Annotated in this window: 20 protein-coding genes; 13 read left to right on the top strand and 7 right to left on the bottom strand. The window is 46.3% G+C overall.

Annotated features, from left to right (window positions below; translation table 11 throughout):
• Positions 1 to 7: 7 nt before the first annotated feature.
• The gene (cysG, locus tag A3Q3_RS0106910; RefSeq protein WP_020182850.1) at positions 8 to 1,390 is read right to left on the bottom strand and encodes a siroheme synthase CysG; all 1,383 of its coding nucleotides are present in this window, start codon (positions 1,388 to 1,390) and stop codon (positions 8 to 10) included.
• Between the two features lie 89 nt (positions 1,391 to 1,479).
• On the opposite strand from cysG, the gene miaB reads away from it, so the two are divergent.
• The 3 genes from miaB to fba all read left to right on the top strand — a co-directional run bounded on the left by miaB (position 1,480) and on the right by fba (position 4,964).
• Entirely contained in the window at positions 1,480 to 2,808 is a 1,329-nt protein-coding gene (miaB, locus tag A3Q3_RS0106905) for a tRNA (N6-isopentenyl adenosine(37)-C2)-methylthiotransferase MiaB (protein ID WP_020182849.1), read from the top strand.
• 11 nt (positions 2,809 to 2,819) lie between these two features.
• Entirely contained in the window at positions 2,820 to 3,773 is a 954-nt protein-coding gene (locus A3Q3_RS0106900; protein WP_020182848.1) for a PhoH family protein, read from the top strand.
• A 126-nt stretch (positions 3,774 to 3,899) separates the two neighbouring features.
• The gene (fba, locus tag A3Q3_RS0106895) at positions 3,900 to 4,964 is read left to right on the top strand and encodes a class II fructose-bisphosphate aldolase (protein WP_020182847.1); all 1,065 of its coding nucleotides are present in this window, start codon (positions 3,900 to 3,902) and stop codon (positions 4,962 to 4,964) included.
• Positions 4,965 to 5,124: 160 nt separating this feature from the next.
• On the opposite strand, the gene A3Q3_RS0106890 is transcribed toward fba, so the two are convergent.
• The 5 genes from A3Q3_RS0106890 to A3Q3_RS0106870 all read right to left on the bottom strand — a co-directional run bounded on the left by A3Q3_RS0106890 (position 5,125) and on the right by A3Q3_RS0106870 (position 9,235).
• Complete coding sequence (locus A3Q3_RS0106890) at positions 5,125 to 5,646, bottom strand: GDYXXLXY domain-containing protein (RefSeq protein ID WP_020182846.1); 522 nt, start codon at positions 5,644 to 5,646, stop codon at positions 5,125 to 5,127.
• Positions 5,639 to 6,697 (bottom strand): DUF4401 domain-containing protein, encoded by a 1,059-nt coding sequence (locus A3Q3_RS0106885; RefSeq protein WP_020182845.1) that lies wholly within the window; start codon positions 6,695 to 6,697, stop codon positions 5,639 to 5,641. Before A3Q3_RS0106885 ends, A3Q3_RS0106890 begins: the two co-directional genes overlap by 8 nt.
• Positions 6,694 to 7,665 carry a DUF2157 domain-containing protein gene (locus A3Q3_RS0106880; RefSeq protein ID WP_020182844.1) on the bottom strand — a complete coding sequence of 324 codons (972 nt, stop codon included), beginning with the start codon at positions 7,663 to 7,665 and terminating at the stop codon, positions 6,694 to 6,696. The genes A3Q3_RS0106885 and A3Q3_RS0106880 overlap by 4 nt, the downstream gene beginning before the upstream one ends.
• Positions 7,666 to 7,762: 97 nt before the next feature.
• Positions 7,763 to 8,077 (bottom strand): hypothetical protein, encoded by a 315-nt coding sequence (locus tag A3Q3_RS0106875; protein ID WP_020182843.1) that lies wholly within the window; start codon positions 8,075 to 8,077, stop codon positions 7,763 to 7,765.
• Positions 8,078 to 8,230: 153 nt separating this feature from the next.
• On the bottom strand, positions 8,231 to 9,235 hold the full coding sequence (locus A3Q3_RS0106870; protein WP_020182842.1) for a class 1 fructose-bisphosphatase: 1,005 nt from the start codon (positions 9,233 to 9,235) through the stop codon (positions 8,231 to 8,233).
• Positions 9,236 to 9,405: 170 nt separating this feature from the next.
• Between A3Q3_RS0106870 and ybeY the strand changes: the two genes are divergently transcribed.
• From ybeY to A3Q3_RS0106855, 3 genes are all read left to right on the top strand, one after another.
• Positions 9,406 to 9,852: an rRNA maturation RNase YbeY gene (gene ybeY, locus A3Q3_RS0106865; protein ID WP_026361809.1), complete on the top strand. Its 447-nt coding sequence runs from the start codon at positions 9,406 to 9,408 to the stop codon at positions 9,850 to 9,852.
• Positions 9,853 to 9,864: 12 nt separating this feature from the next.
• Positions 9,865 to 10,725, top strand: coding sequence for an HlyC/CorC family transporter (locus A3Q3_RS0106860; protein WP_020182840.1), 861 nt, complete (start codon positions 9,865 to 9,867; stop codon positions 10,723 to 10,725).
• Between the two features lie 84 nt (positions 10,726 to 10,809).
• Positions 10,810 to 11,211: a hypothetical protein gene (locus tag A3Q3_RS0106855; RefSeq protein WP_020182839.1), complete on the top strand. Its 402-nt coding sequence runs from the start codon at positions 10,810 to 10,812 to the stop codon at positions 11,209 to 11,211.
• Positions 11,212 to 11,305: 94 nt separating this feature from the next.
• On the opposite strand, the gene mscL is transcribed toward A3Q3_RS0106855, so the two are convergent.
• On the bottom strand, positions 11,306 to 11,719 hold the full coding sequence (gene mscL, locus A3Q3_RS0106850) for a large conductance mechanosensitive channel protein MscL (protein WP_025224888.1): 414 nt from the start codon (positions 11,717 to 11,719) through the stop codon (positions 11,306 to 11,308).
• A 185-nt stretch (positions 11,720 to 11,904) separates the two neighbouring features.
• Here mscL and lnt point away from each other — a divergent pair, with 185 nt between their 5' ends.
• From lnt to A3Q3_RS0106815, 7 genes are all read left to right on the top strand, one after another.
• Positions 11,905 to 13,389, top strand: coding sequence for an apolipoprotein N-acyltransferase (lnt, locus tag A3Q3_RS0106845; protein ID WP_020182837.1), 1,485 nt, complete (start codon positions 11,905 to 11,907; stop codon positions 13,387 to 13,389).
• 142 nt (positions 13,390 to 13,531) lie between these two features.
• On the top strand, positions 13,532 to 14,458 hold the full coding sequence (gene glyQ / locus A3Q3_RS0106840) for a glycine--tRNA ligase subunit alpha (protein ID WP_020182836.1): 927 nt from the start codon (positions 13,532 to 13,534) through the stop codon (positions 14,456 to 14,458).
• A 34-nt stretch (positions 14,459 to 14,492) separates the two neighbouring features.
• Complete coding sequence (locus A3Q3_RS0106835; RefSeq protein ID WP_020182835.1) at positions 14,493 to 14,783, top strand: GIY-YIG nuclease family protein; 291 nt, start codon at positions 14,493 to 14,495, stop codon at positions 14,781 to 14,783.
• Positions 14,784 to 14,819: 36 nt separating this feature from the next.
• Entirely contained in the window at positions 14,820 to 17,027 is a 2,208-nt protein-coding gene (gene glyS / locus A3Q3_RS0106830; RefSeq protein WP_020182834.1) for a glycine--tRNA ligase subunit beta, read from the top strand.
• Between the two features lie 17 nt (positions 17,028 to 17,044).
• Positions 17,045 to 17,581: a D-glycero-beta-D-manno-heptose 1,7-bisphosphate 7-phosphatase gene (gene gmhB, locus A3Q3_RS0106825; RefSeq protein WP_020182833.1), complete on the top strand. Its 537-nt coding sequence runs from the start codon at positions 17,045 to 17,047 to the stop codon at positions 17,579 to 17,581.
• Positions 17,582 to 18,286: a lysophospholipid acyltransferase family protein gene (locus tag A3Q3_RS0106820; protein WP_081623269.1), complete on the top strand. Its 705-nt coding sequence runs from the start codon at positions 17,582 to 17,584 to the stop codon at positions 18,284 to 18,286.
• The gene (locus A3Q3_RS0106815; protein ID WP_020182831.1) at positions 18,283 to 18,993 is read left to right on the top strand and encodes a M48 family metallopeptidase; all 711 of its coding nucleotides are present in this window, start codon (positions 18,283 to 18,285) and stop codon (positions 18,991 to 18,993) included. Before A3Q3_RS0106820 ends, A3Q3_RS0106815 begins: the two co-directional genes overlap by 4 nt.
• The last annotated feature ends 5 nt before the right edge of the window (positions 18,994 to 18,998 follow it).

The following is an 18,998-nucleotide window of genomic DNA, read 5'->3' as shown; positions in this document are numbered from 1 at the left end:
ATATTGGCTATGGTTGAAACCAATTCAATTTCTCTCGGAGTAACACCACTTCGCCAATAATGGTCAAGCATGGCGGCTTCATCTCGGCAATGGTTACTTTTTCGGCCAAATCAGCCAGTGTGGCAGTGACCACACGTTGGCGCTGCGTGGTGCCTTGCTGGATGACTGCTGCTGGCATAGTAGGTGATACGCCACGTTGAATCAGTTGCTGACAGATTTCTGCTAACCCAACCAAGCCCATGTAGATGACTACAGTTTGGCGGGGGCGCGTCATGGCATCCCAATCCAGATCAATGGTGCCATCTTTGAGATGCCCGGTGATAAATAGGCACGCTTGTGCATAATCGCGATGCGTGAGCGGTATACCTGCATAGCTGGAGACACCATTGGCTGCGGTAATACCAGGCACTACTTGGAATGGCACACCATATTGCATCAGGGTTTCAATCTCTTCACCGCCGCGCCCAAAAATAAACGGGTCGCCGCCTTTCAAACGCAATACACGTTTGCCTTCAAGTGCAAGTTTTGCAAGTAGTTCATTGATTTGCTCTTGCGGCATGGTGTGTTGGTCACGCGCTTTACCCACATAAATCAGTTCTGCATCCCTGCGTACCAGTTCCATTACTTCTGGGCTCACCAATTTGTCATACACACAGACATCGCATTGCTGCATCAGACGGAGTGCCCTGAATGTGAGTAGGTCAGGGTCACCAGGGCCGCCGCCCACCAAAAACACCTCGCCTTTAGGGGCTTGGCTGGGGTTGTCGCTGAGTATGTCGCGCAACACTTCACGTGCTGCTTCCTCTTGTCCAGACAACACACGCTCTACCATAGGGCCTTGCAATACATCCTCCCAAAAGCGGCGGCGTAATTGCGTGGTGGCAAACTTTGCTTTGACTTGGTCGCGGAACTCTCCCGCAATAGCTGCGATACGGCCATAACTGGCAGGTAGCATAGTCTCGATTTTGGTACGGATGTAGCGCGCCAATACTGGTGCATTTCCTTCAGACGATACGGCAATGACGACAGGGCTGCGGTCAATGACAGATCCCATGGTGAATGTACACAAGGCTGGTGCATCCACCACATTGACTGGAATATTCAATGCTTTTGCGGCGATGGATACCGCTTCATTTACTGCTTCATCATCGGTAGCGGCAATGACCAAGCAAGCCCCAGTCAGTTGCGCCGGTGTAAATGCAGTCGCAACGTGGTGAATTTTTCGCGCATCGGCCATGGCTTGCAGTTCATGGCATAAACTGGGGGATACCAAGGTGACGTCTGCGCTGGCTTTGAGCAGCATGGTGACTTTGCGCGTAGCGACATCGCCACCGCCAATGACGATACACGGACGCTGTTGAATATTCAGGAAAATCGGTAGTGCTTGCATGTGTTCAGTTCAATATTTGGAATACGCCCATTTTACCTTGCTAGGTGCAAATAAGCTAAAATACTGTTTTAACGTCAAATGTTGTCACAGTGAGCAAAAAAGTCTTTATTAAAACCTTTGGTTGTCAGATGAATGAATACGATTCATCGCGCATGGCCGATATGCTGGCGGCCAGTGAAGGCATGGTGGAAACGCAAACGGTAGAAGATGCGGATGTGATTTTGCTTAACACTTGCTCGGTGCGTGAAAAAGCAGAAGATAAAGTGTTTAGCCATTTAGGCCGCTTTATCCCACTCAAAGAAAAAAATCCCAATTTAATTATTGGTGTCGGTGGCTGTGTCGCGTCGCAAGAGGGTGACAACATCATCAAGCGCGCGCCTTATGTGGATGTGGTGTTTGGCCCGCAAACCTTGCATCGCTTGCCAGAGATGATCAAACAAAGCCAAGCGTTGGGGCAGTCTCAAGTCGATATCACTTTTCCGGAAATTGAAAAATTTGATCATCTACCGCCACCGCGCATAGAAGGTGCGACTGCCTTTTTAAGCATTATGGAAGGCTGCAGTAAATACTGTAGTTTCTGCGTAGTGCCTTATACGCGTGGCGAAGAAGTCTCTCGGCCATTTGCCGATATTTTGACTGAGGCGGTACAGTTGGCAGAACAAGGGGTGAAAGAAATTACTTTGCTGGGTCAAAACGTCAATGCCTATCGTGCAGAGTATGATGGCGTAGAAGCAGACTTGGCGATGCTGATTGAGACACTGGCTGAAATCCCCGAGATTGGACGCATTCGCTTTACCACCAGTCACCCCAATGAAATGAATGAGCGCTTGATCGCTTGTTTTGCGAGTGTGCCAAAGTTGGCGGTGCAATTGCATTTGCCAGTGCAGGCCGGCAGTGACCGTATCTTGATGGCAATGAAGCGCAACTACACTGGGCTGCAATATAAAAGTACGATACGCAAACTAAAAGCAGCGAGTCCTCATCTTACCTTTACCTCTGATTTTATTGTGGGTTTCCCAGGCGAGACAGAGGCTGATTTCAATGCGACTGTGAAGCTGATGCAGGACGTTGGATTTGATTACAGCTTTAGTTTTTTATATAGCCCAAGGCCAGGCACACCAGCCTCGTTTATCAAAGACGATACGCCGCACACCACTAAATTGGAACGCTTGGCAACATTGCAAAGCATCAATGAAGCACAGGGTGATGCGATTAGCCGTGGCATGTTAGGCACGATTCAGCGCGTGCTGATTGACGGTGTATCTTGGAAAGACAGTACATTATTGGCGGGTAAAACCGATAACAATCGCGTGGTGGATATTCAGGGAGCGCCTGCGTTGATTCATCAATTTGTGCAAGTGAAAATCACGGATGTGACCAACCCAAAACGCTTACAAGGCGAGATAGTCATTAGTTGAGATAGTAAACCATGGAAATTCAATTACGCCCTGAAGACAATGCCCGCTTAGCCAATTTGTGCGGTGCGTTAGACGAGAATATTAAACAAATTGAAACGGCGCTTGAGGTCAACATCAATCGTCGTGGTAGCACGTTTAACATATCTGGCAAGCAAGACAATGTGCGTATTGCGGCACAAATGTTAGAAAACTTTTATGTGCGTGCCAAAAAACCTATCGAGCTGGAAGAGATTCAGCTGGGCTTGGTCGAGGTAGATAAACTAAAGCCAGAAGATGTGACCACCAGCCAAGCCATGCCAGTGCTAATGACGCGGCGTGGCGACCTGCATGGGCGTACCCCAAGGCAGGTATCTTATTTGCAGCAGATTCAAGATTTTGATATTACGTTTGGGATTGGCCCGGCCGGTACAGGTAAAACGTATTTGGCGGTGGCCAGTGCGGTGGATGCGATGACGCGCGACCGCGTAAAGCGTATTGTGTTAGTGCGCCCAGCGGTAGAAGCCGGTGAGCGTTTAGGCTTCTTGCCTGGCGATTTAAATCAAAAAGTGGACCCTTACTTACGCCCGTTATATGACGCATTGTATGATTTGGCCGGCTATGACACAGTGAATAAAATGTTTGAACGTGGCGCCATTGAAGTCGCACCATTGGCCTACATGCGCGGTCGCACGCTCAACCAAAGTTTTATTATTTTGGATGAAGCACAAAATACAACGCCTGAACAAATGAAGATGTTTTTAACGCGTATTGGGTTTGGCACCAAAGCTGTGATTACCGGTGACGTGACGCAGATTGATTTACAGCGTCATCAGAAAAGTGGTTTGGTAGAAGCGCAAAAAATCCTGAAGGATGTCAAAGGCATTGCGATGACACATTTCTTGTCGCAAGATGTGGTGCGTCATCCATTGGTACAAAAAATTATCAATGCATATGAAAACTACGAGCAGAAAAATGCAGCGGAGTAGCCGTTGTACAACACTTGCATAAACGTCTTAATTAAACCGGTTAAATAGCGTTAATTATCGATATGCCCGTATGGTCAACGTTTTAAGATGATGGTATTTCGCTAGCATCTTAATAAAGAGAAGAATATGGCACTCGTATCATTGCGACAATTGTTAGATCACGCAGCCGAACACCAGTACGGCTTGGCTGCGTTTAATGTGAACAACATGGAGCAAGTGCACGCCATTATGCAGGCGGCTGATGCAGTGAATAGCCCTGTGATATTGCAGGCTTCGGCAGGTGCCAGAAAATACGCGGGTGAAGCGTTTTTACGTCACCTTGTATTAGCAGCGATTGAATCTTACCCGCATATTCCCATTGTGATGCACCAAGACCATGGCCATACCCCTGCCGTATGTATTCAAGCCATGCGCTCCGGATTTTCCAGCGTGATGATGGATGGCTCGCTCATGGAGGATGCTAAAACGCCTTCTAGCTATGAATACAATGTCAGCGTGACCAAACAAATTGTAGAAGTGGCACATGCCATTGGCGTGTCGGTTGAAGGTGAGCTGGGCGTGCTTGGCTCATTAGAAACAGGTAAAGCCGGAGAGGAAGACGGTTCTGGTGCTGAGGGTATTTTAAGTCATGAACAGTTATTGACCGACCCGGAAGAAGCCGCTGACTTTGTGAAGAAAACGGGCGTGGATGCCTTGGCGATTGCCATCGGGACTTCGCATGGTGCGTATAAATTTACAAGCCCGCCTACTGGGCAAACCTTGGCCATTCATCGCATCAAAGAAATCCATGCGCGCATCCCCAATACGCATTTGGTGATGCATGGCTCTTCTTCAGTCCCGCAAGAATGGCTCAAAACCATCAATGCGCATGGCGGCAATATGGGTGAAACCTATGGTGTGCCGGTGGAAGAGATTGTAGAGGGCATCAAGTATGGTGTGCGTAAGGTCAATATTGATACCGATTTACGCATGGCGACTACTGGTGCGTTGCGCCGCTTTTTTGATGAGAATAAGCAGGAATTTGATCCCAGAAAATTCTTAACAGTGAGTACGGTGGCCATGCGTGATATTTGCAAGGCGCGTTATGAGGCATTTGGTTCTGCGGGGCAGGCATCACGTATTCAGCCGATATCGTGTGATGCCATGGCGGAGCGTTATAAGTCCGGGCAACTAAGCGCGATAGTGAAGTGACTGGCTGATACTCAAGCTCCCACTTGCTGGAGCTCGCTTATTCTCTCCGTAGTTGTTATATCTATAAAGTTAAAGGCAGTTGTCGGCCCAAGGCTGACAACCAACGAGTCGCATAACCGATGCCATTAAGCCTCAGAGTAAATGTGCAAGTTTGCTTTTACTACTCATTGACCCCTAACTCTTTTAGATCTTTGTCGTACATTGCCGCTAACAATAACTCTCCCTTGTCGTCCACGCGAAACTGTCCGTACCGTGCTGGCTCATAAATTTTTCCATTACCTTCTTGGAAAAAATAGGCATTGGTAGCAAATTTCACTGTGCCGTTACGAACACGGTAACGTAGAAGTATCTCTTTGTTTGAAAGCGGTTGATCTATGTAAAGGCTTTTGAATGTACCCACGTTTCGCTCATCAAGGCTGGCGATAACAAAACCGTCCGATGCTGCTATGTCATGCCTCCACTGACGGCGATCCTCTGTTTTAGGCAGAGCCTGATAAACTTCATCACCAAGACGAAAGTTCAGCGCCATATAATCTCCTTGCATCAGTGAACGAGGATCCACGGGAGTAACTTCAAGATATACCTCTTTTCCTTCAACTAAATGTTTTTCCTTTCCGATAATAGACCAGTTCACAAGAACCAGAATAATTAGAAGCGAGCCAATCACGATCTTCTTATGCATGGTGCACCTCATTGCCTATTGGGAAAATTCTGAACATTAACCAACGGACAAAGAGCAAAATAAGCCCGACCATGAGTAAAGATTGGGACTTGTCCAGTAATGTCGTATCAAGCAGGTAGTAGTACGAAGAAATATAAAACAGAAGTGAAACGATTCCTAAACCGAGAAGAACGCGGTTTGCACAGAAAAAACCGAAGCTAATGATCACCATCCCCACAGTTATGCCTTGAACATTCATAGATACCGCGCAAATGAGAAGAGTGGCTAACAACGTTATAATGGATAGACGGCTTCTTACTGGCTGTCCATAACGCTGCAATAAACTCCAAACAACGTATAGCGTTACTGCTCCTATCATGAGTTCTCCAAGCCATGGCTGTGCCCAGAACTCATGGTTTTCAGAGGAAAGCCCACCGAACGTTTGGTAGTTAAATTGGGCTGTTCCTTTCAGTGCAATAATTGCGAGGACCAAGCCATATCCGATGGCCCTTATTTTTTTCATCTGTTGAGGATAGTGGAATTCGTGCAGCCAGCAGAGCGAAGTGCCAAATATAAGAATCCCGCCAATCACATAAGGGATATGCAGTTCTGTGAGCGCCATAGATATAGCTATTGCCGCAACCAGAGTAGATACGATGCTATGAACAAAGTTAGGCATCACCACCACCAGAGCGACTTGCAGCATAGCGAGCAGAAGCCATACCACTATTTGATTATGATTGGCAAAGTCGAATATTGCGTAGGCAATTAAAGCTTGGCCTGCCATACTTGTGGCCAACCCTAAGTGTTCAACAAACTCATTGGCGGGGATGCGTAATAAAGCAAAAGCACCTACTAGCATAATCCCCCCGAAAATAAGAGCTGCTCCGGGTGTTTTAAAGACAAACTGGAAAGCAGCGCCAATAAATCCAAGAATAAAGATTGCTGCCAGCCAACCGGAAAATGCTAAAAGAGCTTTGATATACCAAGGAGACTCTAAAACTTCACTTTCAGGTTGCGCACCCTCAACGATTCCATGCTCCTGTAAGAGAGCCCACACTTGATTACTCATGATAGATTCTCCCGGTGAATATTTTTAAGCCACAAGGTAGCACCACTACCCATCCCAATAACGATCAAGGCAAGAAGCAGAAAAGCACCTGCATCATCATGGTGCAATATGTGGTTGCTTAGGAATGAAATTGTTATCGTTATTGTGGACAAACAGCACCCAGCAAGCATAAAGAGATCTAGTCTTACATATCGATAAATATAATACATTGCAGCCAACCATAGTCCCCATACCAGTCCAGGATAACCGACTACCTCTTGAGGACTAAAAATTGAGAGTAAAACTAGGCAAGTCAATGGAACACCAGAGCCGATAGCCAGTAGCCGAATAGCCCACTGTTCTGACAGCCATTGCCATGTCGTTGCCAGTAGCTGCCATGTGATTAAAGCAAGGGTGTTAAAAAGAAATATGATCCACAACATGGCTGACTCAGAACTGAAAACAAGACCGAACAATCCGCGAAATGTCAGGTAATACAAGATAATAGAGACGTTGATAAGTGCTATCCAGACTATCCATATTGCGGAAAAACGCCCGACAATAGCCCATGGCAACATTAGCAGAGCCCAGTTGAAGAACAGTTGCCAGGGATCTGCACCGGTCTGGTAGGTCTGACCGTACAACGCTAACAGCACACCTAAAGAGATTGTTGCTACAAGAATAGAGACCTTGCTGGCGATGGAGTCTTCCGCAAATTTACAGTATGCGACAACAGCCAAAACAATAGCCCCCTCTACCATGCCGAATTTGGAAAAACGCCCTAAGTCTTTCCAGTTGTATGCGATAAAGAACATGACTGCAAAGGCTAGCGCAAGACCACCTAGCCAAAGTAGGAGATAATCGATAAAAGCCTGCCATTTTTTGCCGTTGGGTACGATCTTTAAGACAGTGAGTGCAGTGTCGATTTTTTCTTCTGTTATGACTCCCTGCTCTATCAGTTCGATTAATTGCTCGCGAGGTGTGCTCATGAATTGAACCTTTTCTCTTCGTTAATATTTATCAGTTGAACCTTAAAAATTAAGGGGCTGACTTTAGCCAGCCTCGTTTGAGTGATAGGTTGCGTTTTTAGCCACCGCGAATCACATCTTTTAGCTCAATTTGAATAGAGCGGAATTTTGAATATACCCAGAGACCAATAGCAACAAAAATGCCGAATGCTGCCGTAAAAACTAGTGATATAAGCAAACCAATAAAAGGAGACGCCACTAGTCCTGCGATGCCTGTAATTGGTTTTTCATTCCATGTAATCGAATTTGCTCCAAAAAGAGCGAAAACACCCATAAATATACTTAGTGGAACAATTGAGCAAAGCGAGCCGATGGCGATTAACTTGAAAATGGAACCAGTAGATAGTTTTTTTGTAGTGATTGTTTCGTACATTTATTACCCCTTGTTTTTATTTTTAAGCCTTAGGCTTGGCTATTATTCTGTCCATATAATAATTAATAGCAAGTAGGGGCGCAACTAAGTCAAGTAACAATAATGAAGTTAAGATACGAACGTCTACTTTGGGCCGTTATTGAGTAAAGCAGTCTAGCGCTTGGTTTTGCCGTGATAGGTTGCGATGCGCTCAACTTCATGCTTGCTACCCATGATGACCGGAACACGCTGATGCAATGCACTTGGCACCAACTCTAAAATACGCATATGTCCGGTGGTAGATAAACCGCCTGCTTGCTCCATAATAAAACTCATGGGGTTGGCTTCGTACAGCAGGCGCAGCTTACCGCCTTGTTTTTTGATTTTACTGTCCATCGGGTACATAAACACACCGCCACGCACTAAGATGCGATGGATTTCCGCCACCATTGAAGCAACCCAGCGCATATTGAAATCTTTTTCGCGGTCGCCTTCCTCGCCTTGTAAGCACTCATCAATGTAACGTTGTATCGGCGCTTGCCAAAACCGGTAGTTGGACATATTGATCGCAAACTCTTGCGTATCCGCAGGCACTTGCATGTTGGCATGGGTCAGGTAAAACTCACCCAACTCGTTGTCCAGTGTAAAGCCATGCACGCCGTTACCAATAGTGAGTACCAGCATGGTGGAAGTGCCATATAAGGCATAACCAGCACAGATTTGTTGCGTGCCGGGTTGCAGAAAATCTGCCAGTACAGGCATTGCGCCTGGGCTTTTTAGAATAGAAAAAATTGTGCCGACAGAGATGTTCACATTGACGTTGGAAGAGCCATCCAAAGGATCAAACAGCAATAAATACTGGCCGTTAGGCGAGACGTCTTCATCAAGTTGAATGATTTCTTCCATTTCCTCGGAGGCCATGCCGACGACATAGCCACTGGTTTGCGCGGATTCAATAAAAATCTCATTGGTAATCACATCCAGCGCTTTTTGTACTTCACCCTGTACGTTTTCAGAGCTTAGGTTGTGCATAGTGCCTTCTAGTGCGCCACTATCAATCGCAATCGCTATTTTTTTACATGCAGTGATGACATCGTTGAGTATGGCTGTGAGTGCGGTGCGGTGCTCACCATTGATGTGTGCTGAAAAATAGTCTGTTATTTTGATTTTTTCTGTCATGACAATTCCTTAATCATCTGCTAACCACTTGGTATCGAATGTGCATTATGCCTTTACAACAAAAGAACATGAAGTATTTGCATTGAATTGACTGAGTAAATGCTTGATTTGAGCACACAGAAATAGTCTTTATAATGGAGGCAATTCAATTTTATGTGCGCTATCTTGTTATGACAGCTATTTCTCTTTCTGTGCAATATGCCACGCATATGCCCCATTTACCCACTAAGCAGCAACTTAAGCGTTGGGTGCGTGCTGCGGTGCGTGTGGAAACAGAAGTTGCCATTCGCATTGTCGATGCAGAAGAAGGGCGTGCCTTAAATAGTGCTTATCGCGGCAAGGATTACGCTACAAATGTACTGACGTTTCCACTGACAGAAGAGCCCCATCTGATGGGCGATATTATTATTTGTGCGCCGGTAGTCGAATCAGAAGCGCATGCACAAAATAAATCCCTAGAAGCGCATTATGCACACTTAACGGTGCATGGCATATTGCACTTGCACGGATATGACCACGAAACTGAGCCGCAAGCGGAGCTCATGGAGGCGCTTGAGGTAACAATTTTACAAAAATTAGGGTATTCTAATCCCTATCTCTTTACACAGGATGCCTAACCCGCATTTAGCATGGCCAGTGAGTCGGAAAAACCCCAACATAAACCTAGCTTATTAGAACGTTTAAGCCACTTTTTACTACGCGAACCAGAAGACCGCGAGCAGTTAGTAGAGCTACTGCATAGCGCTTACGAAAATCACCTGATGGATAGCGACTCTCTCGCGATGATTGAGGGTGTGCTGCAAGTCAGCGAGATGCAAGTACGTGACATTATGATCCCGCGTTCGCAAATGGATGTGATTGATATTACCCATCCGCCAGAAACATTTATTCCGCATGTGATTGAAACTGCACACTCACGTTTTCCCGTAATTGAGGACAATAAAAACGATGTGATTGGCATACTCCTTGCTAAAGATTTACTAAGGTATTACGCGGGTGAAGATTTTGATGTGCGCGATATGTTGCGTCCAGCAGTATTTATTCCAGAATCTAAGCGCTTGAATGTGTTGTTGAAAGAGTTTCGTAGTAATCGTAATCATATTGCGATTGTGGTCGACGAGTACGGTGGTGTGGCAGGAATGGTCACCATTGAAGACGTGCTGGAACAAATTGTCGGCGATATTGAAGATGAATACGATTACGATGAAGACGAAGACAATATCATTCATCATGCGGATGGGCAGTACCGGGTAAAAGCGCTAACGGAAATTACGGATTTTAACGAAGCGGTAGGTACGCAATTTAGTGATGAAGAGTTCTCTACAATTGGTGGTTTGGTGGTGAATCGATTTGGGCATTTGCCTAAACGTGGAGATGCCATCAATATTGATAACATCAGAGTCACAGTGGTTAGAGCGGATAGTAGGCGCTTACATTCTATTTTGGTGGAAGTGTTGCCGGAAGAGCCGTATCCGATAGAAAACACATAACAGCACGAGCTTTTGTTTGCGCGCAATATACTGTTGAACTAATTTTAAATTCGCTTCTCATAATGTCATTGATAGGAGAGTGTCATGAAAATTTGGCAAACCGCAGGTGTATTAAGTATTGCATTGAGTGCATGGCATGTAAATGCGGGCGAAATTAAAACCGAGCCGCTGGCTGGTGAGTTGCCGACAGAAGAGAAGGCGTTTGTGAATGCCATTGGCAAATTAAACAAAGCCAAAATTGTAGAGTTGCTTGGTGAACCGGCAAAAGCGGAAGATGTGAAACTCAAAGATTCTGGCCGAGTGGTGGCGTCTATATGGCATTATCATTACATCAACACAGCGGCCGATGGCGAATATTATCAAACAACCGAGCTGGATTTTATTGACGACCAAGTGAATGTAGTAGTGTTTCTAAATAATGATGGTAGCGAGCAAGTGCCCGCAGGGCAAAAATATGAAGTGCCGGAAGTTAAACCGGAAATGTAAGCTCTAGAATAAATAAGCTAATGTAAGCTTGGATGAGTAATGTTAAAAAAGGCGCCTTAAGCGCCTTTTTTATTCAACCTTTGCGTATCCAGGCTTATTTTTTAAGTGAGTCGCGAATCTCACGCAACAACACTACATCTTCTGGCGTTGGTGCTGGTGCGGCGGCAGGTTCTGCTTTTTTCAGTTTATTCATGATGCGTACCATTTGGAAAATGATAAACGCTAAGATGATAAAGTTAAGTGCGATTGTAATAAAGTTACCGTAAGCCAATACAGCACCGGCTTTTTTGGCTTCGATTAAGGCCAGACCAGCTTCTTGGCCATTCAATGGAATGTACATATTGCTAAAATCCAAGCCTCCAACCAATGTGCTGACTACGGGCATGATGATGTCGCCTACTAGCGAATCCACAATCTTACCAAAGGCTGCGCCGATAATCACACCCACGGCTAAGTCCATGACATTACCTTTTAATGCAAACTCCTTAAACTCTGACATCATGCTCACGATGTAAACCCTCCTCGTATCAATTATTAATTAGTAACCATTAAACTACCCGTTTAATATAGTCCGCTGGCAATTCTTGTGTCAATCAACTTCGTGATTATTCATTTTTGCTGCCACTTTTGTACATGAAGTGCGCGCGCAGGCGTTACAATCCGAGGGTTTTAATTCGTTACTCAATCATCAATATGCTTAAAACAGCCTGTCTTAAACAAAATATCTGGGCGTTGCTTGCAGGCGCGCTGACTGTGTTTGGCTTTGCGCCTTACGGACTATTTGTTGCGCCGCTACTTGGTTTGGGTGTGCTGTTTTACTTATGGCAAACATCTGAGCAACCCAAGCAAGCTTTTAAGTTAGGGCTAAGCTTTGGTTTAGGTCTGTATGGGTTTGGCATTTATTGGATTTATATCAGCCTGCATGAATTTGGCGGTATGCCTTGGTGGTTCGCAGGGTTTTGTACGTTTTGCCTGTGTGCATTTATGGCCTTGTTTCCTGCAATGGTCGGCTATGTAAGCAAGCGCATCGGCTATCTATGGTTGAGTGCGCCTGTGCTATGGGGCGTGTCAGACTGGGTACGTAGCTGGATATTCACAGGATTCCCTTGGTTGACCATGGGCTATAGCCAAGTGCCGCATAGCCCTTTGGTTGGATTCATGCCTATATTCGGCGTGTATGCAGCTTCTACATTGACTACATTGATGGCTGCGATAGTGGCTTATTGGTTTGCGCAACCGCAGCAGAGCAGTATTTGGAAGCGTAATGCGATTGCTTGTATTGTCGTGCTTGTTGTTTCAGGTTTTTTACTCAAGGCGGTGGAATGGACCAAGCCAATTGGCAAGCCCCTAAGTGTGGCATTGCTGCAAGGCAATATTAGTCAGTCCATCAAGTGGTCGCCCGATGTGGCTGGCCAGACCATTCGCCAATATCTGGAGATGGTAGAGCAAAGCAAAGTACAGCTGATTGTATTGCCAGAAACCGCTTTGCCAGTGATTGCGCAGCAACTGGATGCGTCAACAGTAGAGCGCTTGCGTGCGCATGGTAAACAAAATCAGGGTGATGTGCTCGTGGGCTTGGTGCAATACGATGCTACGAATGAAAGTTACTTTAATAGTGCTATTAGTTTTGGTACTGCGCCAATGCAGGCGTACTCTAAAAGCCATTTGGTGCCGTTTGGTGAATTTATTCCGTTCAAAGCAATCTTCGGCTGGATCTATCGCGATTGGTTGAATATTCCGTTGAGTGATTTATCGCGCGGAGGTAATCAAGTGCCCATGCAGTTGGTTAATCAGCATGTTGCCGTGAATATTTGCTACGAAGATGTATTTGGTGAAGAAATTATTCGGCAATTGCCAGCAGCCACCTTGCTGGTCAACATGAGTAACGATGCATGGTATGGGCAATCATTTGCTGCGGAACAGCATATGCAATTTAGCCAGGCGCGCGCCATTGAAACCGGGCGCATGATGCTCAGAGCCACCAACACTGGCGCGACAGCAATCATTGACCAGCATGGTGTAGTGCTAGCGCATGCACCGCACGATACACAGGTGATATTGGAAGGAAATGCGCAGGGCTACCAAGGTACCACGCCCTATATTGCATGGGGAAACTGGCCATTTATTCTATTCAGTGTTGGTGTAATTGCTTTTGTTTTATGGCGTAAAACCAAGTAAAATCGAGGTTTTAGCAATCATCATTTTTACGCCTGCTTTAAACTTTGTTTTTGTAGAAAAAAGACAAGGAGGCAAGGCACAGGCAGTACGGTTAAAGTACGACAAGCCGAAGCTGACAACGTATTTTTTGGAATAAGAACAAATGTCACTGACTTTTCAGCAAATTATATTAACGCTACAAGACTATTGGGATAAACAGGGCTGTACCTTGCTGCAACCCTACGATATGGAAGTAGGCGCTGGCACAAGCCACACTGCTACATTTCTACGTGCACTAGGCCCAGAGCCATGGAAAGCGGCCTATGTGCAACCAAGCCGTCGTCCTAAAGATGGCCGCTATGGCGAAAATCCAAATCGTTTGCAACATTACTATCAATTTCAAGTGGTGCTTAAACCAGCCCCAGCTAATATTTTGGAGCTGTATTTGGGCTCGTTAGAAGCATTGGGCTTTGACTTAAAACAAAACGATGTGCGCTTTGTAGAGGATGACTGGGAAAACCCGACGCTGGGTGCTTGGGGCTTGGGCTGGGAAGTGTGGCTCAATGGGATGGAGGTTACGCAATTTACGTACTTCCAGCAAGTCGGCGGCATTAACTGTAAGCCTATTACCGGTGAAATCACTTATGGCTTAGAGCGTCTCGCCATGTATTTGCAAGGTGTGGAAAATGTATACGACCTCACTTACTCACCCGGCGTGAAATATGGTGATGTGTTCTTGCAAAATGAAAAAGAGCAATCTGCTTATAACTTTGAGCATAGCGATGTCGATTTTCTGTTGATCGCATTTAATGCGCACGAAAAACAAGCCAAGCATTTGATGGAAGAAAAGCTTGCATTGCCGGCGTATGAGCAAGTGCTCAAAGCCGCCCATACGTTTAATCTGCTAGATGCACGTGGTGCGATTTCTGTGACAGAACGCGCTGCGTATATTGGGCGTATTCGTAATTTAGCGCGTAGTGTGGCGGCCAGTTATTTAGATAGCCGTGCACGTTTGGGTTTCCCCATGGCGCCCAAAGCGTGGGCCGATGAAGTGTTAGCACAAATAGAACAAAATAAGAAAGCCGCCTAGCCGTCATTCCCGCGTAGGCGGGAATCTAGGCAAGATGGATATGCAACCATGTGTGTACATACTCGCAAGCAAACAAAATGGGACTTTGTATATTGGTGTTACGTCCAATCTTTCCAAGCGAGTTTGGGAACATAAAAATGAAGTCGTTAAAGGATTTACGCAGAAGTATCAAACACATCTTTTGGTGTGGTATGAACCACACGCTACAATGGAGTCCGCCATCTCTCGTGAGAAATCACTGAAAAAATGGAACAGAATTTGGAAGCTAAGATTGATTGAACAATTCAATCCTGATTGGCAAGATTTATATCAACAACTGACTTGACTGGATTCCCGCCTGCGCGGGAATGACGAGAGAAGAATGAGCAAGCAAAATTTATTAGTAGAGTTATTTGTAGAAGAATTGCCGCCAAAGGCGCTCAAAAAATTAGGCGAGTCTTTTGCTGGCGTATTATTTGAAACGCTGAAGGCACAGGGCTTGGTCAGTGACGAGAGTGTTGTGACCAACTTTGCTACTCCGCGCCGTTTGGCTGCACATGTCACAGCGGTTGCTGCCAAAGCGGCAGATAAGCAAGTGGCACAAAAGCTGATGCCCGCTAGTGTTGGTTTGGATGCCAATGGCAATGTCACGCCAGCCTTGGTAAAGAAACTACAGGCCTTGGGGGCAGATGAATCTGCCGTGGCTCAGCTGCGCAAAGAAAATGATGGCAAAGCCGATATTTTATTCTTAGATGCGACGCAAGCGGGTGCAACCTTAGCAGAAGGACTGCAAAAGGCACTGGATGAAGCCTTAGCCAAACTGCCAATTCCAAAAGTCATGACTTACCAAATCAATGATGGCTGGGAAAGTGTCAATTTTGTGCGTCCTGCACATGGCTTGGTCGCCTTGCACGGAACACAAATTGTGTCTGCAACGGTGCTTGGACTATCAGCTGGCAACAGCACGCAAGGCCATCGATTTGAAGCAAAAAATGCGACCATTACCATTCAGTCGGCGGATAGCTATGCGCAGCAACTTGCCGATGAAGGTGCTGTGATTGCAAGTTTCGGAGCGCGTAAAGCGGAAATCGTACGTCAACTCACTGCCGCCGCAGCAAAAGAAAATCTAACGCCGATTGACGACGATGCATTGCTGGATGAAGTGACAGCGCTGGTGGAGCTGCCAAATGTGTTGCTTGGCCAATTTGAGCAAGAGTTTTTGGAAGTGCCACAAGAGTGCCTGATTTTGACCATGAAGGCCAATCAGAAATACTTCCCCTTGCTAGATGCGAACGGCAAACTCACGCACAAATTTTTGATTGTCTCTAACATCAAACCGGCAGACCCATCCAAAGTGATTGGTGGGAATGAGCGTGTGGTGCGCCCACGTTTGGCCGATGCTAAATTTTTCTTTGATCAAGACCGTAAAAAGACGCTGGAAAGTCGTATCGATGGCCTGGCCAAAGTGGTGTATCACAACAAACTTGGTAGCCAAGGCGAGCGCAATGCCCGTGTAGTAGCCATTGCTAAAGCGATTGCTGAACAAATCAACCCAAGTTTAACGGCCAAAGTGATACAGGCAGCGCGTTTATCTAAAGTGGATTTGCTCACAGATATGGTGGGCGAATTTCCAGAATTGCAAGGCATTATGGGGCGCTATTACGCGCAACATGAAGGCTTGGATGATGATGTTGCGTTTGCGATTGAAGATCACTATAAGCCACGCTTTGCTGGTGATGATTTGCCGCGTCATCAAGTGGGTGTGATTGTCGCGTTAGCCGATAAGCTTGAAACGCTAGTGGGCTTATTTAGCATAGGTGAAAAGCCAACGGGTGATAAAGATCCATTTGCGTTGCGTCGCCAAGCATTAGGTATTATTCGTATGTTGATTGATGGTAAGCTGGAAGTCAGCTTAAGTGATTTAACTACATTGGCAATTTCAATTATCGGTAGTGAGCAAATCCAAAAAGAATGGTCTTTAAAACTGTCTCAGCTAGAGGCAGCAAATAAACCTGCAACTTCAGGCGATCGTATGGTTGCTACTGGATATGTTGGGCGAGCAATGGCCCCAGGTGCGCTAGAAAATATCAAAGAATTTATTTTTGATAGATTGGCTAATAATCTTCGTGAGCAAGGTTCCAGCTCGCAAGAAGTAGACGCGGTATTGTCACTGACACCAGAGCTCCTTAGTGAAGTGCCCGCCCGTCTTGCTGCGGTGCGCAGTTTCGCCAGTTTAGTCGAAGCCCCTGCGCTCGCCGCTGCCAATAAGCGTGTAGGCAATATTCTGAAAAAAGTAGAAGGTGAGTTAACGACCGAAGTGAATGCTAACTTACTGCAAGAACCTGCAGAAAAAGCACTTGCAGATGCGTTAACTGCAGTGAAGCCGAAAGCCGATCAGCTATTTGAATCTGGCGATTACACAGCATCCCTTCAAGCACTGGCTGTACTCAAAGCACCTGTAGATGCATTTTTTGACAATGTCATGGTCAATGCGGACAATGTGGATTTACGGAATAACCGTTTGGCGTTACTCAACCAATTACATCAAGCCATGAACCGTGTGGCTGATTTATCCAAATTAGCAAGTTAAACTCTGCGAGCATACTGTTGAAACTGGTCATATTAGATAGGGATGGCGTCATCAATCGAGATAGCGCCACGTTCATCAAAAGTCCAAACGAATGGGTGCCTATCCCCGGCAGCTTAGAGGCGATTGTGACGCTGAATCAGGCAGGGTATCGCGTTGTGGTGGCAACCAATCAATCGGGCATTGCGCGCGGCTTGTTTGATATGGCCACGCTGAATGCAATTCACGATAAGATGCATCGCGCGTTGGCACAGATGGGTGGACGCATTGATGCTTTATTTTATTGCCCGCATGCGGCAGATGATCAGTGCGATTGTCGCAAACCTAAAACCGGCATGATGGAAGAAATCGGCAGGCGTTTTTCTATTGAGCTAAATCAGGTATATGGGGTGGGGGATGCGCTGCGAGATTTACAGGCGTTTAGCCATGCTGGCTGCAAACCTATTTTAGTACGCACTGGCAAAGGTGAAGACACTTTTGCTCAAGGAAAGTTGCCATCGGATACCCTTGTGGTAGCGGACCTGGCAGAGGCCGTACAACATATAATTGCTGACTAAATGATACTTAGGCTTCGATCACTGCTGTTCTATTTGGGCTTGCTTGTCATCACGCCCATTTTCTCTGTTATTGCTATTTTACTTGTCCCGCTGAACAACGTCACACGTTCACGCATTGCCAGCGGCTGGGCTTATTGCACCGTATATTGGCTTAAGCTCACCTGTAATTTGAGTGTGTCTGTACAAGGGCGTGAGCATATTCCAAATCATCCTTCTATCGTTCTCTGCAAACATCAATCTGCTTGGGAAACCATTGCTTTGCAAACCATTTTTCCGCCGCAGATTTGGGTCATGAAGCGTGAGCTATTGATGATTCCATTTTTAGGCTGGGCCTTTATGGCGCTGGCAGCGATTCCAATTGACCGCAGTGCCGGACGCGAGGCGCTCAAAAAATTGGTGGCCAATGGCAAAGACCGTTTGGCCAGAGGCTTGTGGGTAGTGATTTTCCCGGAAGGGACGCGCACCGCGCCTGGCCAGCGCGCCAAGTATCATGTTGGTGGCGCATGGTTGGCTGCGCATACGCAAAGTACAGTAGTGCCCGTGGCACACAATGCTGGCCGTTATTGGCGCAAAAATTCATTTATCAAATATCCAGGCACGATTCAAGTGGTGATTGGGCCGCCGATTGAAACGGCTGGCATGAAGCCAGATGAAGTGAATCAGCGCGTGGAAGCTTGGATTGAGGCGGAGATGCAATCGCTTTGATTGAGCAAACCATCACACTTGCGAACGGTCAGCATATTGCCTATTTGCTAGAGTATCGTACGCGACGTACCGTCGGTTTGAAAATCACGCAACAAGGTTTGGTGGTGCACGCTCCCAAGCGTTTGGTGACCCACCAGTTAAATCAAATCCTGTTAGAAAAGTCTGCTTGGATTAGTAATAAACTTGCCTTGCGCGAAGTCAATGCAGTAGACAAAGTGCAGTGGCAGCATGGTGAGCACTTATTATTGTTGGGGCAGGACATTGAATTGCAGCTACTGGAAACCAGTGCAAAGCCAATACTCCGTTTGGATGGGCAACGTCTAGTGCTGACGGTCAAAGACATTGGCAATACAGAGGCCATCGCCAAACGCATTATTCGTTGGTATCAACAGCAGGCCTATGAGGACTTTGCGCGCAGGGTGGAAATTTTTTCTGCTAAGTTGGGGGTACCCACGCCGCCGATTGCGCTATCCAGTGCTCAATCACGTTGGGGGAGTTGCAATAGCCGTGGTCAAATTCGTTTGAATTGGCGCCTAATACAGGCACCGCCGCAAATCATTAATCATGTCGTTTGTCACGAATTGGCGCACTTGAAAGAGATGAATCATTCTGCCAAGTTTTACGCAGTGTTAACGCAGCTGTTTCCGGAACATGCAATCGTTGAACAAGCGCTCAAGCGCTTTTCACCGCAGCTACACCGTCTTTAATATTT

It is taken from the genome of Methylotenera sp. 1P/1 (assembly GCF_000384355.1).
In the GTDB taxonomy this organism is placed as follows: Bacteria; Pseudomonadota; Gammaproteobacteria; order Burkholderiales; family Methylophilaceae; genus Methylophilus.
This window is presented reverse-complemented; position numbering and strand designations above follow the sequence as displayed.

Coding starts and splice junctions, on each gene's coding strand:
- cysG (WP_020182850.1), bottom strand. CDS start 1,390: ATGCAAGCACTACCGATTTTCCTGAATATTCAACAGCGTCCGTGTATC.
- A3Q3_RS0106900 (WP_020182848.1), top strand. CDS start 2,820: ATGGAAATTCAATTACGCCCTGAAGACAATGCCCGCTTAGCCAATTTG.
- fba (WP_020182847.1), top strand. CDS start 3,900: ATGGCACTCGTATCATTGCGACAATTGTTAGATCACGCAGCCGAACAC.
- A3Q3_RS0106890 (WP_020182846.1), bottom strand. CDS start 5,646: ATGCATAAGAAGATCGTGATTGGCTCGCTTCTAATTATTCTGGTTCTT.
- A3Q3_RS0106885 (WP_020182845.1), bottom strand. CDS start 6,697: ATGAGTAATCAAGTGTGGGCTCTCTTACAGGAGCATGGAATCGTTGAG.
- A3Q3_RS0106880 (WP_020182844.1), bottom strand. CDS start 7,665: ATGAGCACACCTCGCGAGCAATTAATCGAACTGATAGAGCAGGGAGTC.
- A3Q3_RS0106875 (WP_020182843.1), bottom strand. CDS start 8,077: ATGTACGAAACAATCACTACAAAAAAACTATCTACTGGTTCCATTTTC.
- A3Q3_RS0106870 (WP_020182842.1), bottom strand. CDS start 9,235: ATGACAGAAAAAATCAAAATAACAGACTATTTTTCAGCACACATCAAT.
- ybeY (WP_026361809.1), top strand. CDS start 9,406: ATGACAGCTATTTCTCTTTCTGTGCAATATGCCACGCATATGCCCCAT.
- A3Q3_RS0106860 (WP_020182840.1), top strand. CDS start 9,865: ATGGCCAGTGAGTCGGAAAAACCCCAACATAAACCTAGCTTATTAGAA.
- A3Q3_RS0106855 (WP_020182839.1), top strand. CDS start 10,810: ATGAAAATTTGGCAAACCGCAGGTGTATTAAGTATTGCATTGAGTGCA.
- lnt (WP_020182837.1), top strand. CDS start 11,905: ATGCTTAAAACAGCCTGTCTTAAACAAAATATCTGGGCGTTGCTTGCA.
- glyQ (WP_020182836.1), top strand. CDS start 13,532: ATGTCACTGACTTTTCAGCAAATTATATTAACGCTACAAGACTATTGG.
- A3Q3_RS0106835 (WP_020182835.1), top strand. CDS start 14,493: ATGGATATGCAACCATGTGTGTACATACTCGCAAGCAAACAAAATGGG.
- glyS (WP_020182834.1), top strand. CDS start 14,820: ATGAGCAAGCAAAATTTATTAGTAGAGTTATTTGTAGAAGAATTGCCG.
- A3Q3_RS0106820 (WP_081623269.1), top strand. CDS start 17,582: ATGATACTTAGGCTTCGATCACTGCTGTTCTATTTGGGCTTGCTTGTC.